This window comes from Capnocytophaga sp. oral taxon 326 str. F0382, from assembly GCF_000318295.1.
GTDB classification, from domain to species: Bacteria; Bacteroidota; Bacteroidia; order Flavobacteriales; family Flavobacteriaceae; genus Capnocytophaga; species Capnocytophaga periodontitidis.
On the sequence record NZ_KB291364.1, the window covers coordinates 18,665 to 31,027 of the forward strand.

Sequence of the window (12,363 nt, forward strand, 5' to 3'; positions counted from 1 at the left end):
AAAAAAACTTTGTACTTTTGTCGCATTATTAAACACAAAAGTATGAAGAAATTTGGTGATGTCATCAATGTAAATACTCCAGTGCTCCTTTGTTTCTATTCAGAAGGTATAGAGATTTCATTGCATATGAATGCAGTGTTACGCGAAGTGGCTTCAGTACTTAGAGAGCGTGTAAAGGTAGTGAAAATAGATGTAAATAAAAATGCTGAATTGAGCAAAGCTTTGAAGATAAGTGCTTTGCCAACAGTTATTATATTCAATAAACTCAGTCTTATTTGGCGCGCAGAGGGCTTCCAAGACAGCGAAGTGTTACTAATGGAGCTCAATAAATTTCTTTAATATAAAAATAAGAGAGCAACAATCTAAACTCTCTCAACTTCTATAATGAGGTATCAATAGACCTACTACTAAGTCGTAGCTATTGATGCCTTCTTTTTGTTTGTTAGCTTTCAGGAATGCATCGTAACTGGCTTTGAATACGGGTTCAGCTTTGTTCTCGTATTGTTTCCAAAATAAATGTACTTCTTTATAATTTTCAAAAATTCCTTTGTGTACTTGAGAGTGAAGCGTTTGGTACTCAATGGGGGCTACTACAGCTACTTCGTTTAAGAAATAACGGAGAGCAAAGAGTTCAGCACTATAATCAAAGTAAGGATTTTTTGTTTTTTTAGCTGCTAAATAACCTAAATAATTAGCCTCTTCTTCTGCGGCATATCCCATTTGGTGAGCTATTTCGTGGCAAGCGGTGATAGGGGTACTATAACCTATCATTTTTCCGTTCACTTGAGCTTCATTAGTAAACGGATTTAAATATCCACTATATCCCATATAGGTGAGTACAGTACTATAAATAGAGGGTTTCACACTTTTTATAGCTTTAAAATCACTAATACCTTCCACTGTTAGGGGGTAGCCTTTAGCAGCGATTCGGTATATTTCTTTTTGAGAAAGCCAAAAATCTACTTTGGTACTATCGTTAGGAGCTAATCGAGTATGGAGAGCATTGGCTCTATCAATACACACTTGGGTAGCTTTGAGCAGTTGAGTCTCAGTATATTGTTGGGAAGTGCTTAATGAGTTTTTCAAAGGTACTCTAAAATAGTTAAAGCCCCACAGAAAGAAAAAAACAAAGATTAGACGTACAGTTTTAGAAAATATTTTATCTAAGGTTTTGAGAGGTTCTGTCCATAGTTTTTTGTAGTGTTTTATCACAGTTACTACTATACCTATAATGAGCAAAGTGTACAAAATATCGCCCACAGAAAAAGGTATCCACCCCAATAGAAAGTGTAATACTTTGGCTATATACGGGTAGATACCTTTACTGTAGATATGTTCAGTAACAGAGGGAAAGCAACGGAAAACGAGCCAAATTACTATATAAATAGCTAATATACCATATTTTCGCACTTGTTTTCTTTCCATTATTTTTGTTCTTTACCTTCTAAATCTCTCTCAAATTGTTTTACTTCTTTGAGTTGTTCAATAATTTTATCAATAATTTCTTTCTTGTCAATTTCTATAGGAATTTCTACTTTGGTGTATTCCCAACGGATGATGAGATTCAATTTTTCATTAGAAAGACTCTCGAAAGAAAATTCTAAGGATTCTTGTAAATCTTTAGTTTGTATTACAGGTACTGTAAACTCTATAGCGTTTTCATTAGGGTCATAACTATAAGCACCCCAAGCATCGGCATCGTAGTTTAGTACTATTTTCCATTGGTGTTGTTCGGGAGTGATAAAAATGGCATAATCTCCTTTTTTTACGGATTTTCCACCTACTTTTACAGGTTGTAAGAAGCTTATACTTGTAGCTTGATTAGCTCCTGCGCGCCATACTTTTCCGTAAGGAACCAATTCGCCAAAAATCTTTCTACCTCTAACACTAGGGCGACCATAATCAACTGTTATTTGGCTTACTGAGAACTGTTGAGTAATCACTTGTCGCGGGCTTGCCATTGGGTAGCTAAAGTTTTGAGCATAAGAGGTACAACCCATTAGAATACCTATAAAAAATACTATTTTTTTCATACTTATTCAAAATTGAGATTCAACAAGAAACCACGTGTTTTGAGTCCGTTGATATTACCTGTCCATCTACTATTAGCATCTTTATCGGGGACTAATTCGTTGTTTACAGAGAACAAGGCTCTAAGAGAAGGAGATACCCTAAAGTAATGAGTATAGATATCTAAACCTATACCCATTTCGTAGAAAAACACGTTTTTAGTAGCACGGAAAGTTTTCTCGGAGTTATCAATAGTAAGTTTGTCGTTACTACTGAGGTTGAAAACCACAGAAGCTCCTGCGGTTACATAAGGTTTGAAGTTATACCAACGTTTTGCACTGAATTTCAATAATAAAGGAATATAGATGTAGGTAGATTGAGATCACGTAGTGCATCTTTACTATCGGAAAAACCAGGGAAGATAAGTACGCGCTTGTTGTATACCAATCCTGGTTCTATGCGCAAATCGAGGAAGTTCACCAAGCGAGCAGAACCCGTAAGCCCCACATTGAACCCCACTTTGCGGTCAGTTTGGATTTCGCGTAAACTTGCGTTTCTATAATTGAGATCTTTGTAATCGATTTTGAAATCGAAAGTATTAGCCCCAAAGTAATACCCCCATTGGTAGCGCTTTTCGTCGAAGTGTTCCAAGTTCATCATAGGTTGTTTAAATTGGGCGTACAAATTAGCAAAACCTATACAAAGGAACAAAAATAAAAGGATTTTTTTAAAGTTTACTTTATTCATTATTTATTAAAAAATTCTATTTATTAGCAATATAGATGGTAGCAACCCCTCCTAAGGTTTTAGGGTAATACTGTGTTCGTTGATAGCCTACTTTATCTAATATCTGTTGGAATTTTTTTCCGTAAGGGAAATGAATTGCCGAGTTAGACAAGTATCGATAGGCTGATCGGTCTTTAGAAAAGAGTTTGCCAATAAGTGGCATCACGTAATTAGTATAGCAATAATACCCTTGTTTGAAAGGAAATTTTTCGGGTACAGAAGTTTCTAAAACCACTAATCGTCCGTTAGGTTTTAGTACTCTTCGTATTTCGGAAAGCCCTTTTTCTAAATCCTCGAAATTGCGTACTCCAAAGCCAACAGTTACAGCATCAAAAGTAGCATTGGCAAAGGGTAATTGTTCGCTGTCGCCTTGGACCAAATCAATGCGGTTTGAGAGTTGTTTTTTTGCAATTTTATCACGCCCTACAGCAAGCATTCCTTCAGAGATGTCTAATCCCGTAATTTTAGCCTCAGGTATAGCGGTAAGCGCAATAGCTAAATCGCCTGTTCCTGTAGCGACATCTAATACTGTAGAAGGATTGATTTCGGCTACTTTTTGGACGACGAATTTACGCCATTTTACGTCTGAACCCCACGAAATTACACGATTCAAACCGTCGTAAGTTTCCGAAATAGTGTTGAACATTTTGGTTACTTGTTGTTTTTTTCCATCTGTTGATCCTTGGTAGGGTGTAACGGTGTTTTCAGACATATATGCTTAATTTTTGGCAAAAATAGTAATTAATTATCAATTAGCAAGTAACAATGAACAATTAAACTGATTTTTCTATTTTCTTCTCAGCCCCTAACTTGTAAATTTTACGTAGAAGATCAAGTATCTCGTTGGCTATTTCTTTTTCGATTGTATCTTTGTTAGGCAAAAGTCCGAAAAATTTTGCCCTCCACTCATCATCTTTAGGTTGTTCACCTGCACCCAACATCTGAATACCGATATAAGAAGTAAAATCTTCTCTTAGTACTATCCTGAACATCAGTGATGTACCCATACCTTCGGAGTCAAAAAGCTGAGCTTGGTAGGTGGTCGTAGGAGCTTCTGTTAAAAGCTCAAAATACAAGTGTCCTTCCAATAATTTATTCACTTCATCTATATCAATAGAAGTTACTTCTCTTTTAGGAATGACAAACTCTTTTTCCATTTCAGTTATTTGTTGGGAGTTACTTATTTAAAAGTCTTTGTATTATTCTTGATAATCGCTTCTTTTTCAGCGGCAGGAATGTTGTATTTATGACCATACGCAGCACCTTCCCAATCACCATAGGAGTAGTTAGGTAGCACAATAAAACGCTTGCCAAACTCTGTTTTGTTTTTATGAACTGCTTCGGAGCGTTGTTGAGGAGTACCCCCATCAAAATCTTTAGAAAAGTCGGAAAGGTTATCGCCCATCAAGAGTACGATATCGTAATCTTTGGCGATTTGCAATCGGCGATTTTCTTTACTTTTTTCGGCAGAACGCAAGATGAGGTGACTATCAGAAGGTAAAGGGAAGTCGTATCTTTTTAGGTTTTTAGCAGTACCCTCGCGTTCTTTCTCAAGACGATTGGTTACATAAAAAATAGCGACCCCTTTGCTATCGGCGTATTTAAAAAATTCTAAGGCACCTGTTAGAGGTTTAGCTTCGCCTAAAACAGTCCATTCTTCCCACGCTTTTTGTGAATAGCTGATCCCTTGCTTGGCACAATAGGCTTCAAAAGGAGAGTTGTCTAAAAAGGTTTCGTCTATATCGGTAACAATAGCCAAAGGTTTATCTCCTTTTTTAGCGATAGCTTCATCTAATCGCAGTTGAGCAACATTGAAAGCTTGCAAGCATAAGGCTTCGTATTCAGCGGCATTTTGTTGAAAATAAGACGACCACAATTTGCCATTAGCAATTAGGGCACTTTCGCCAGAAGTAGTTTGTGTTGTAGTAGTGTTTTTGGTAGCGTTGCAACTGAGTAATAAAGCGGCTACCCCAATGAGTAAATAATTTTTTTTCATTTCTATTTAATTTGTTGATTTATCAATTTCTAAATTGGCTAATTATTTTGTCTACTATTATTTGAGCGAGTTTTTCTTTGCTTTCAAGTGTCCAGCCAGCGATATGAGGGGTGAGAATTACGTTATCAGCATCTAATAAGTATTTAAAAGATTCAGGCATCTGGCCGTCGCTAAAGAAATCTTCAAAAGAAGCTTTTTCGTATTCTAATACATCTAAACCAGCTCCCAACACTTTGCCATTTTTCAGAGCGTTCACTAAATCATCGGTAACAACACTCTTGCCGCGAGCGGTATTTAGGAACCAAAAACTTTTGGCAAAACTATTGATAAACGCTGTATTAATCATTTTCTCAGTTTGAGGAGTTTGAGGGGTATGCAAACTCACTATATCGGCTTGACGGAAAAAATCTACCAAAGTTACTTGTTTAGCATTCTCATCGCCTTTGTCAGGAAGAATGTCGTAGCAAATTACATTGCAGTCGAAACCTCGTAATTTCTTAGCAAAACTCTTACCCATATTGCCATAGCCTATGATGCCTATGGTCTTGCCATCAAGCTCCCAACCGCGGTTTTCCTCACGCAACCATTTGCCATTTTTAATCTCGTTGTTAGCTTTTTTAAACTTGTTCAAAAGAGCTAAAAGCATACCAAGAGTGTGTTCTCCTACAGCATTGCGGTTGCCTTCAGGAGCAGCAATGAGAGTAATTCCTTTACTTTCGGCATAAGCACCATCTATATTTTCCAGACCAGCACCTACTCTACCTATGAATTTCAATCGAGTAGCCTTGTCTAAAAAAGTTTTATCTATAGGAAAACGACTGCGGATGATAATGCCATCGTAATTAGCAATTTTAGATTCTATAGCTTCTTTAGTATTAGTGTAATCTTCTTCATTTTCAAAACCTTGTGCAGAGAGTTGAGAAAGCATCAAGGGGTGATTTTTGTCTATATGTAATATCTTCATTTTGAGATAAAAGTATTTTATTTCAAGTATAAGGAACTTGATAAAGGTACTATTTTGGGGCAAAATTAATAAATAATTACAAACTACAAGAGAGGAAAGATAAATAATTTACTAAATCACAAATTTGCTAATTTGCTAATTATCTCCTACCTTTGCCGTCTATTAATAAAAAAATTATGTCATTATCCTATTTACAACCTATAGATGAGTCTTTTACCTTAGATGATTACAAGCCACAACAAGTAGGTTTTCAACTTCATAAACACCTTCCTTCTTTAGGATTGCCAGATCTTACAGATGTAAAAATAGCTTTCTTCTGTATAGAAACGATGGGGCAGTCGTTTTATCGTTTTCGCCAACATTTGTACTCACTTTTTATGGGTAATTGGAATTTCGGTATTGCAGATTTAGGAAACTTGCCCTTAGGAGCTACTGAAGAAGATACGCATTTTGCTATTAAAGAGATTGTAGCTGAATTGATTAAGGAGGGGGTAATTCCTGTAGTGTTAGGAGGATCGCAAGATTTTACCTATTCACTTTATCGTGCTTTTGATAGCCTTGAACAGATGGTAAACCTTGTATGTGTGGATTCTAAATTTGATTTTGGCAATACAGAAGAGTTATTTGTAGAAAGTTCGTATATGAGTAAACTCATATCAGAACCACCTGTAAATCTATTAGATTTTACAAATTTAGGTTATCAATCGTATTATGTAGCCCAAGAAGAATTGGATTTGCTTGAGAAAATGTGTTTTGAGGTGCATCGTTTAGGTAATATAGTGAATGATTTGAAGATTATAGAGCCTGCTATGCGCGATGCTGATATAGTGAGTGTGGATATGACTTCAGTACAAGCAAAGGATATGATGGCTATGGGTAACGTAAATGGATTTAATAGCAGAGAAATATGTGCTATAGCGCGTTATGCAGGTATTAGTAGTAATGTGCAAGTAGCGGGTATTTTTGATATTCCTAATACAGATTTAGCTGCCCAATTACTTGCAGAAATGGTTTGGTATTTTTATGAAGGTTTTACCTTCCGCATTAAGGAATTGCCTGTAATCAACGATGAGAATTACACTAAATATATTGTGCCTATAGACGATATACAAATAGAGTTTTTCAAGAGTACCCAAACTGAACGTTGGTGGATGAAACCAGGAGGTGACAAATATTCTTCTCCTCAAAATCATGTGCCTTCAGGACTTGTGCCTTGTTTACCACAAGATTATGAAGAAGCTATTCGCGGTATCGTTCCCGATCGTTGGTGGCGTACTTATCGCAAATCGGTTTAATTATTGTTCTAATTTTTCAGTTAACTCAAACCACCGTTCTGTTTTTTCCTCTATGGCAGTGAGCGTTTGCTGTAAGGCAATTGATTGGGTTTGTATTTCATCATTGCTAAGTGTTCCTTCGGCAAAAGCTGCTTCAATACTCGCTTTTTGCTCTTCTAATTGGGCGATTTCTTTTTCTAAACGGTTATATTCTTTCTGTTCATTGAACGATAGACCTTTCATTCCGTCTTTGCGCCAAGTGTTTTTGGTGGTTTCTTTTTTAAGAGATTCGTCTACCGGTGGGATACTTTCTTCATATACGCGATAGTCGGTATAGTTACCAGGGAAATCTTCTACTTCACCCTTGCCTTTGAATACAAAAAGGTGGTCTACGATTTTATCCATAAAATAGCGGTCGTGAGAGACAACAACTAAGCAACCGGGATAGTCTAACAAAAAGTCTTCCAAGACGTTTAGAGTAACGATGTCGAGGTCGTTTGTAGGCTCGTCAAGGATTAGGAAATTAGGGTTTTGTATAAGTACAGTGCAGAGATATAAGCGTTTGAGCTCACCTCCACTGAGTTTTTCTACATAGTCGTATTGCTTTTTACGGTCGAAGAGAAAACGTTCTAATAATTGCCCAGCTGAGAGGGTACGACCTTTGAGTAAGGGGATATAATCGCCGTATTTTTGTATTACTTCTATCACTTTTTGCCCTTGTAATACCTCTATGCCCTCTTGGGTATAGTAGCCAAATTTGATAGTATCGCCTACTATTATTTTACCACTATCGGGGGTGAGCGTTCCTGTGAGGAGGTTTAAGAATGTAGACTTCCCTGTGCCGTTTTTGCCTATAATCCCCACTCGTTCTCCTCGTAGGAAATTGTAGCTAAACTTATTGAGTACGCAGAGCTCATCAAAAGCCTTGCATACGTTGTGAAACTCTACAGTTTTGCTACCTAAGCGTTCCATATTGATTTCTAATTGCACGGAATGCTCTTTGCGTCTTTTGTGAGCTGCTTCTTTAATTTTATAGAAGTCGTCGATACGCGATTTAGATTTGGTGGTACGCGCTTTTGGTTGGCGGCGCATCCAGTCGAGTTCTTTTACATATAGGTTTTTAGCTTTCTCTACAGAAGCCTGTTCTTGTGCGAGTCGTTGCTCTTTCTTCTCTAAAAAATAAGAATAGTTTCCTTTATAACTGAAGAGTTCACCGTTGTCTAACTCTAATATTTCGTTGCAGACGCGTTCTAAGAAATATCGGTCGTGAGTAACGATGAAAAGGGTAAGGTTCTCTTTAGCGAAATATTGTTCGAGCCATTCTATCATCTCTAAATCGAGGTGGTTAGTAGGTTCATCTAATATCAATAAATCAGGTTTACTGATGAGTACATTGGCTAAGGCTAGGCGCTTTTTTTGTCCGCCAGAAAGGTTTTTTACTTTCAAATGGAGGTTATCCAATTTAAGTCGGGAGAGGATTTGTTTGTATTGTGTTTCGAAATCCCACGCGTTATGGCGTTCCATTTGTTCAAAAGCTTTTTGATAGGCATCTTCATTTTCGGGGTGCTGCAAGGCGTGTTCATATTCTCGGATAAGGCGCAAAATGGGGTTATCTGTAGCAAAAATAGTTTCTTCTATCGTTAAATCTTCATTAAAATAAGGATTTTGAGAGAGAAAACCAATGTGTATCCCTTTACGGAATACCACTTGACCACTATCAGGGAGATCTTTCCCAGCGATAATGTTGAGAAGAGTAGTTTTTCCAGTACCATTTTTGGCTATAAAGGCTATTTTTTGGTCTTTATTGATGCCAAAAGAAATGTTTTCAAGAATTATACGTTCGCCAAAGGCTTTAGATATGTTTTCTACAGATAGTAAGTTCATTTTTTTATGTCAGAATAATTGTGTATAACTTCGTCGTTTATATTAATAGGGTAGGGGGTAAGATATGTTTTTAGCTGATTGTAGTCTCTAAAATTCAGTTGTATATGTATAATAATAATGTTATTATGGTCATAAATATCCAAAAAAGGCCTACACATTTTATCTTTCTTTTCAGATAAATTAAAAAAATGTAATAATTTAATATCTTTTAGAGTTACATCTTTCAGAATTTTATTTTTGTATAGTATTTTTAATTGATTATTGTAAAAATGAAGTGTAAGTAGTGAATATTTGTATTCTTTAAAGGTCATAATAATAGCAAAAAATGCTAAAAAGGCAGTGACTATTCCGAAAATAAATTGGAAAAAGAAAGTAGAAGAATTGAAGTTAAGAGTATAAAAGGTAATAATGGCTATTGGTAGGTTGATAGCTACCAATAGAAGTCTACTTCCCCACTCTTCAGCGGTAAGTTTTCTACCTTTTATGATAAAATCTTCGTTTAGCATAGTCTTATGAGAGGCAAAGGTAACAATAATTTATCAATTACCAAATTTGTCAATTTGTAAATTTGTTAATTAATTTGTACTTTTGCGCAAATTTTTTAAGTTATGAATTTTGATGTAAAGGAGATTATCTCCGCTACTATGGTACTCTTTGCAGTGGTAGATATCATTGGGAGTGTGCCAATTATTATCAACCTACGTAAAAAAGCGGGACGTATACAATCAGAGAAAACAGCTATTGTAGCAGGAAGTTTATTAGTGGTGTTTTTATTTCTTGGTAAGCAATTGCTGAATTTATTTGGGGTAACCGTTGAAGCTTTTGCTGTAGCAGGAGCGTTTATCTTATTTTTTCTCGCCTTAGAGATGATTTTAGGAATTACCCTCTACAAAGGAACAACTCCTGAAAGTGCTTCTATTGTGCCATTAGCGTTCCCTATGGTGGCAGGAGCGGGTGCGCTTACAACAGTACTCTCGCTCAGAGCAAAATTCTATGTAGAGAATATTATTGTAGCGATAATTATCAATATGGTTATTGTTTATATAGTACTAAAATCGTCGGAACGTATAGAAAAATTCTTAGGCAAACAAGGTATTACTGTACTTCACAACCTTTTTGGGGTCATTCTTTTAGCTATTGCTGTAAATTTGTTTACCACTAATATTAGGGCAATGCTTTTTGTTCACTAATACTCTAATAAATTAAATAAAATGTTAAATAAAGCAGATAATTTTTTTCTCTTAGCAGGACCTTGTGCCATAGAAGGAGAAAATATGGCGATGAAAATTGCAGAACGTATAGTGAATATCACTCAAAAACTGAATATTCCATACACTTTTAAAGGGAGTTTTAAGAAAGCCAATCGTAGCCGTGTAGATTCGTTTACGGGTATAGGCGATGAAAAAGCGCTGAAAATACTCCGAAAAGTAGGTCAAACTTTTGGGGTACCTACCGTTACTGATATTCATCAGGTGAGTGATGCCACGATGGCCGCTGAGTATGTAGATGTATTGCAAATACCAGCTTTTTTGGTACGCCAAACAGATTTGGTTGTGGCAGCAGCCGAAACGGGTAAGGTAGTAAACCTCAAAAAAGGTCAGTTTATGAGTCCTGAAAGTATGCAGTTTGCTGTCCAAAAGGTATTTGATAGTGGTAATAAAAAGGCTTTAATTACCGATCGCGGAACGATGTTTGGCTATCAGGATTTGATAGTAGATTTTAGAGGAATTCCTACAATGCGCCAATTTGCTCCTGTTGTGATGGACGTTACCCACTCATTACAGCAGCCTAATCAAACTACTGGGGTAACAGGAGGTCGCCCCGATATGATTGAAACTATTGCTCGTGCAGCCATAGTAAACAATGCCGATGGACTATTTATAGAAACTCATTTTGATCCTGCCAATGCCAAAAGCGATGGGGCTAATATGCTACATCTCGACCTCCTCGAAGGACTTTTAACGCGTTTGGTTGCCATTCGCAAAACAATTAACGAATTTTAATGAACTATACTGAAGCACTCTCTAATCCTATATTTGAACTTATCAGTAATATTTCAGCTGAAATACCGCTTGAAAGTTACGTGATTGGAGGGTTTGTACGCGATTATTTACTAAAGAAAAAACTTCCTAAAGACATTGATATAGTGTCTATTGGTAGTGGTATTTCATTAGCAGAAAAAGTGGCTGAACAATTGCCGAACAACCCTAAAGTATCTATATTCAAAAACTTTGGTACAGCTATGATTAAAGCCGATGGATTAGATATAGAATTTGTAGGGGCACGCCGTGAGAGTTATGAATCAAACTCTCGCAAACCTTATGTAGAGAGTGGTACGCTGCAAGACGACCAAAACCGCCGTGATTTTACTATCAATGCGATGGCTTTTTCACTGAACAAAGATACTTTTGGCGACCTTATTGACCCTTTTGATGGCTTAGGAGACTTAGAGCGGAAACTTATTCGTACACCCTTAGACCCTGATATTACTTATTCAGATGATCCATTACGTATGATGCGTGCAATTAGGTTTGCTACTCAGCTGAATTTTGAGATAGAAGAGCTATCGCTGAAAGCTATTACTGATAATAAAGAACGCTTGAAAATTATTTCTAATGAGCGCATTGTAGAAGAACTGAATAAAATATTAGCATCACCTAAACCTTCTGTAGGACTGAAATTGCTATATGAAACAGGTTTATTGCACTATATTCTCCCAGAACTTATTGCCTTACAAGGTGTAGAAGAGCAGGATGGACAACGCCACAAAGATAACTTTTGGCATACTTTGGAAGTTGTAGATAATATCTCAGAACATACTGATAACTTATGGTTGCGTTGGGCGGCATTGTTACACGATATTGGTAAAGCCCCTACTAAACGTTTTGATAAGAAGATTGGCTGGACGTTTCACGGACACGAGTTTGTAGGGAGCAAAATGGTATATCACCTTTTCAAACGCTTGCGAATGCCACTGAACGATAAGATGAAATACGTGCAGAAAATCGTAAAAATGAGTTCGCGACCTATTATCATTGCGGAAGATATTGTAACCGATTCGGCAGTACGGCGTTTGGTATTTGACTCAGGAGAAGAATTTGAAGATTTGATGACTCTTTGTGAAGCTGATATCACTACTAAAAACCCTAAAAAGTTTAAGAAATATCACGACAATTTTCAAATAGTACGTCAGAAAGTAGTGGAGGTAGAGGAAAAAGATCACATTCGAAATTTTCAACCTCCGGTGAGTGGTGAAGAAATAATGCAAACCTTCAATTTACTTCCTTCGCGACCTGTAGGGGTACTAAAAGAAGCGATAAAAGAAGCAATTTTAGAAGGTAAAATCCCCAATGAGTATGAGGCAGCTAAAGCCTTTATGATGGATAAAGCAAAGAAAATGAAATTGATATAAAATTAAAAAGAGGCTGTCCAAAAAGTTTAGTTTAAAC

The 12,363-nt window shown here is 36.6% G+C and carries 13 protein-coding genes and 1 pseudogene; 5 read left to right on the forward strand and 9 right to left on the reverse strand.

Annotated elements, in window-relative coordinates:
- Nucleotides 1-42 precede the first annotated feature (42 nt).
- Nucleotides 43-339 (forward strand): co-chaperone YbbN, encoded by a 297-nt coding sequence (locus HMPREF9073_RS01690; RefSeq protein ID WP_009412254.1) that lies wholly within the window; start codon nucleotides 43-45, stop codon nucleotides 337-339.
- A gap of 33 nt (nucleotides 340-372) precedes the next feature.
- On the opposite strand, the gene HMPREF9073_RS01695 is transcribed toward HMPREF9073_RS01690, so the two are convergent.
- From HMPREF9073_RS01695 to HMPREF9073_RS01725, 7 genes and pseudogenes are all read right to left on the reverse strand, one after another.
- Nucleotides 373-1,425 (reverse strand): DUF3810 domain-containing protein, encoded by a 1,053-nt coding sequence (locus tag HMPREF9073_RS01695; protein WP_009412255.1) that lies wholly within the window; start codon nucleotides 1,423-1,425, stop codon nucleotides 373-375.
- A complete protein-coding gene (locus HMPREF9073_RS01700) occupies nucleotides 1,425-2,033 on the reverse strand; it encodes a DUF2911 domain-containing protein (protein ID WP_009412256.1) in 609 nt (202 codons plus the stop codon). The genes HMPREF9073_RS01695 and HMPREF9073_RS01700 overlap by 1 nt, the downstream gene beginning before the upstream one ends.
- 2 nt (nucleotides 2,034-2,035) lie before the next feature.
- A pseudogene (locus HMPREF9073_RS01705) lies at nucleotides 2,036-2,757 on the reverse strand (porin family protein).
- A gap of 16 nt (nucleotides 2,758-2,773) precedes the next feature.
- Entirely contained in the window at nucleotides 2,774-3,508 is a 735-nt protein-coding gene (gene ubiE, locus HMPREF9073_RS01710) for a bifunctional demethylmenaquinone methyltransferase/2-methoxy-6-polyprenyl-1,4-benzoquinol methylase UbiE (protein ID WP_009412259.1), read from the reverse strand.
- A 61-nt stretch (nucleotides 3,509-3,569) separates the two neighbouring features.
- Nucleotides 3,570-3,953: a hypothetical protein gene (locus HMPREF9073_RS01715; RefSeq protein WP_009412260.1), complete on the reverse strand. Its 384-nt coding sequence runs from the start codon at nucleotides 3,951-3,953 to the stop codon at nucleotides 3,570-3,572.
- 23 nt (nucleotides 3,954-3,976) lie between these two features.
- Nucleotides 3,977-4,792 (reverse strand): 5'-nucleotidase, lipoprotein e(P4) family, encoded by an 816-nt coding sequence (locus tag HMPREF9073_RS01720; RefSeq protein WP_009412261.1) that lies wholly within the window; start codon nucleotides 4,790-4,792, stop codon nucleotides 3,977-3,979.
- A gap of 22 nt (nucleotides 4,793-4,814) precedes the next feature.
- The gene (locus HMPREF9073_RS01725) at nucleotides 4,815-5,756 is read right to left on the reverse strand and encodes a 2-hydroxyacid dehydrogenase (protein ID WP_009412262.1); all 942 of its coding nucleotides are present in this window, start codon (nucleotides 5,754-5,756) and stop codon (nucleotides 4,815-4,817) included.
- Between the two features lie 176 nt (nucleotides 5,757-5,932).
- Here HMPREF9073_RS01725 and HMPREF9073_RS01730 point away from each other — a divergent pair, with 176 nt between their 5' ends.
- The gene (locus tag HMPREF9073_RS01730) at nucleotides 5,933-7,051 is read left to right on the forward strand and encodes a formimidoylglutamase (RefSeq protein WP_009412263.1); all 1,119 of its coding nucleotides are present in this window, start codon (nucleotides 5,933-5,935) and stop codon (nucleotides 7,049-7,051) included.
- Here HMPREF9073_RS01730 and HMPREF9073_RS01735 read toward each other — a convergent pair whose 3' ends face one another.
- Both HMPREF9073_RS01735 and HMPREF9073_RS01740 read right to left on the reverse strand, forming a co-directional pair.
- Nucleotides 7,052-8,914, reverse strand: coding sequence for an ABC-F family ATP-binding cassette domain-containing protein (locus HMPREF9073_RS01735; protein ID WP_009412264.1), 1,863 nt, complete (start codon nucleotides 8,912-8,914; stop codon nucleotides 7,052-7,054).
- Nucleotides 8,911-9,420 (reverse strand): hypothetical protein, encoded by a 510-nt coding sequence (locus tag HMPREF9073_RS01740; protein ID WP_009412265.1) that lies wholly within the window; start codon nucleotides 9,418-9,420, stop codon nucleotides 8,911-8,913. The genes HMPREF9073_RS01735 and HMPREF9073_RS01740 overlap by 4 nt, the downstream gene beginning before the upstream one ends.
- A 102-nt stretch (nucleotides 9,421-9,522) precedes the next feature.
- Here HMPREF9073_RS01740 and HMPREF9073_RS01745 point away from each other — a divergent pair, with 102 nt between their 5' ends.
- Genes HMPREF9073_RS01745 through HMPREF9073_RS01755 form a run of 3 tightly spaced genes read left to right on the forward strand, consistent with a single transcriptional unit; the run spans nucleotide 9,523 to nucleotide 12,326 of the window.
- The gene (locus HMPREF9073_RS01745) at nucleotides 9,523-10,104 is read left to right on the forward strand and encodes a MarC family protein (RefSeq protein ID WP_009412266.1); all 582 of its coding nucleotides are present in this window, start codon (nucleotides 9,523-9,525) and stop codon (nucleotides 10,102-10,104) included.
- Nucleotides 10,105-10,125: 21 nt separating this feature from the next.
- Nucleotides 10,126-10,917, forward strand: coding sequence for a 3-deoxy-8-phosphooctulonate synthase (gene kdsA / locus HMPREF9073_RS01750; protein ID WP_009412267.1), 792 nt, complete (start codon nucleotides 10,126-10,128; stop codon nucleotides 10,915-10,917).
- On the forward strand, nucleotides 10,917-12,326 hold the full coding sequence (locus HMPREF9073_RS01755; protein ID WP_009412268.1) for a CCA tRNA nucleotidyltransferase: 1,410 nt from the start codon (nucleotides 10,917-10,919) through the stop codon (nucleotides 12,324-12,326). The genes kdsA and HMPREF9073_RS01755 overlap by 1 nt, the downstream gene beginning before the upstream one ends.
- Nucleotides 12,327-12,363: the final 37 nt, after the last annotated feature.

What these genes read in the sequence shown, in the direction of transcription:
- HMPREF9073_RS01690 (WP_009412254.1), top strand. Translation starts at nt 43, where the DNA reads ATGAAGAAATTTGGTGATGTCATCAATGTAAATACTCCAGTGCTCCTT.
- HMPREF9073_RS01695 (WP_009412255.1), bottom strand. Translation starts at nt 1,425, where the DNA reads ATGGAAAGAAAACAAGTGCGAAAATATGGTATATTAGCTATTTATATA.
- HMPREF9073_RS01700 (WP_009412256.1), bottom strand. Translation starts at nt 2,033, where the DNA reads ATGAAAAAAATAGTATTTTTTATAGGTATTCTAATGGGTTGTACCTCT.
- ubiE (WP_009412259.1), bottom strand. Translation starts at nt 3,508, where the DNA reads ATGTCTGAAAACACCGTTACACCCTACCAAGGATCAACAGATGGAAAA.
- HMPREF9073_RS01715 (WP_009412260.1), bottom strand. Translation starts at nt 3,953, where the DNA reads ATGGAAAAAGAGTTTGTCATTCCTAAAAGAGAAGTAACTTCTATTGAT.
- HMPREF9073_RS01720 (WP_009412261.1), bottom strand. Translation starts at nt 4,792, where the DNA reads ATGAAAAAAAATTATTTACTCATTGGGGTAGCCGCTTTATTACTCAGT.
- HMPREF9073_RS01725 (WP_009412262.1), bottom strand. Translation starts at nt 5,756, where the DNA reads ATGAAGATATTACATATAGACAAAAATCACCCCTTGATGCTTTCTCAA.
- HMPREF9073_RS01730 (WP_009412263.1), top strand. Translation starts at nt 5,933, where the DNA reads ATGTCATTATCCTATTTACAACCTATAGATGAGTCTTTTACCTTAGAT.
- HMPREF9073_RS01735 (WP_009412264.1), bottom strand. Translation starts at nt 8,914, where the DNA reads ATGAACTTACTATCTGTAGAAAACATATCTAAAGCCTTTGGCGAACGT.
- HMPREF9073_RS01740 (WP_009412265.1), bottom strand. Translation starts at nt 9,420, where the DNA reads ATGCTAAACGAAGATTTTATCATAAAAGGTAGAAAACTTACCGCTGAA.
- HMPREF9073_RS01745 (WP_009412266.1), top strand. Translation starts at nt 9,523, where the DNA reads ATGAATTTTGATGTAAAGGAGATTATCTCCGCTACTATGGTACTCTTT.
- kdsA (WP_009412267.1), top strand. Translation starts at nt 10,126, where the DNA reads ATGTTAAATAAAGCAGATAATTTTTTTCTCTTAGCAGGACCTTGTGCC.
- HMPREF9073_RS01755 (WP_009412268.1), top strand. Translation starts at nt 10,917, where the DNA reads ATGAACTATACTGAAGCACTCTCTAATCCTATATTTGAACTTATCAGT.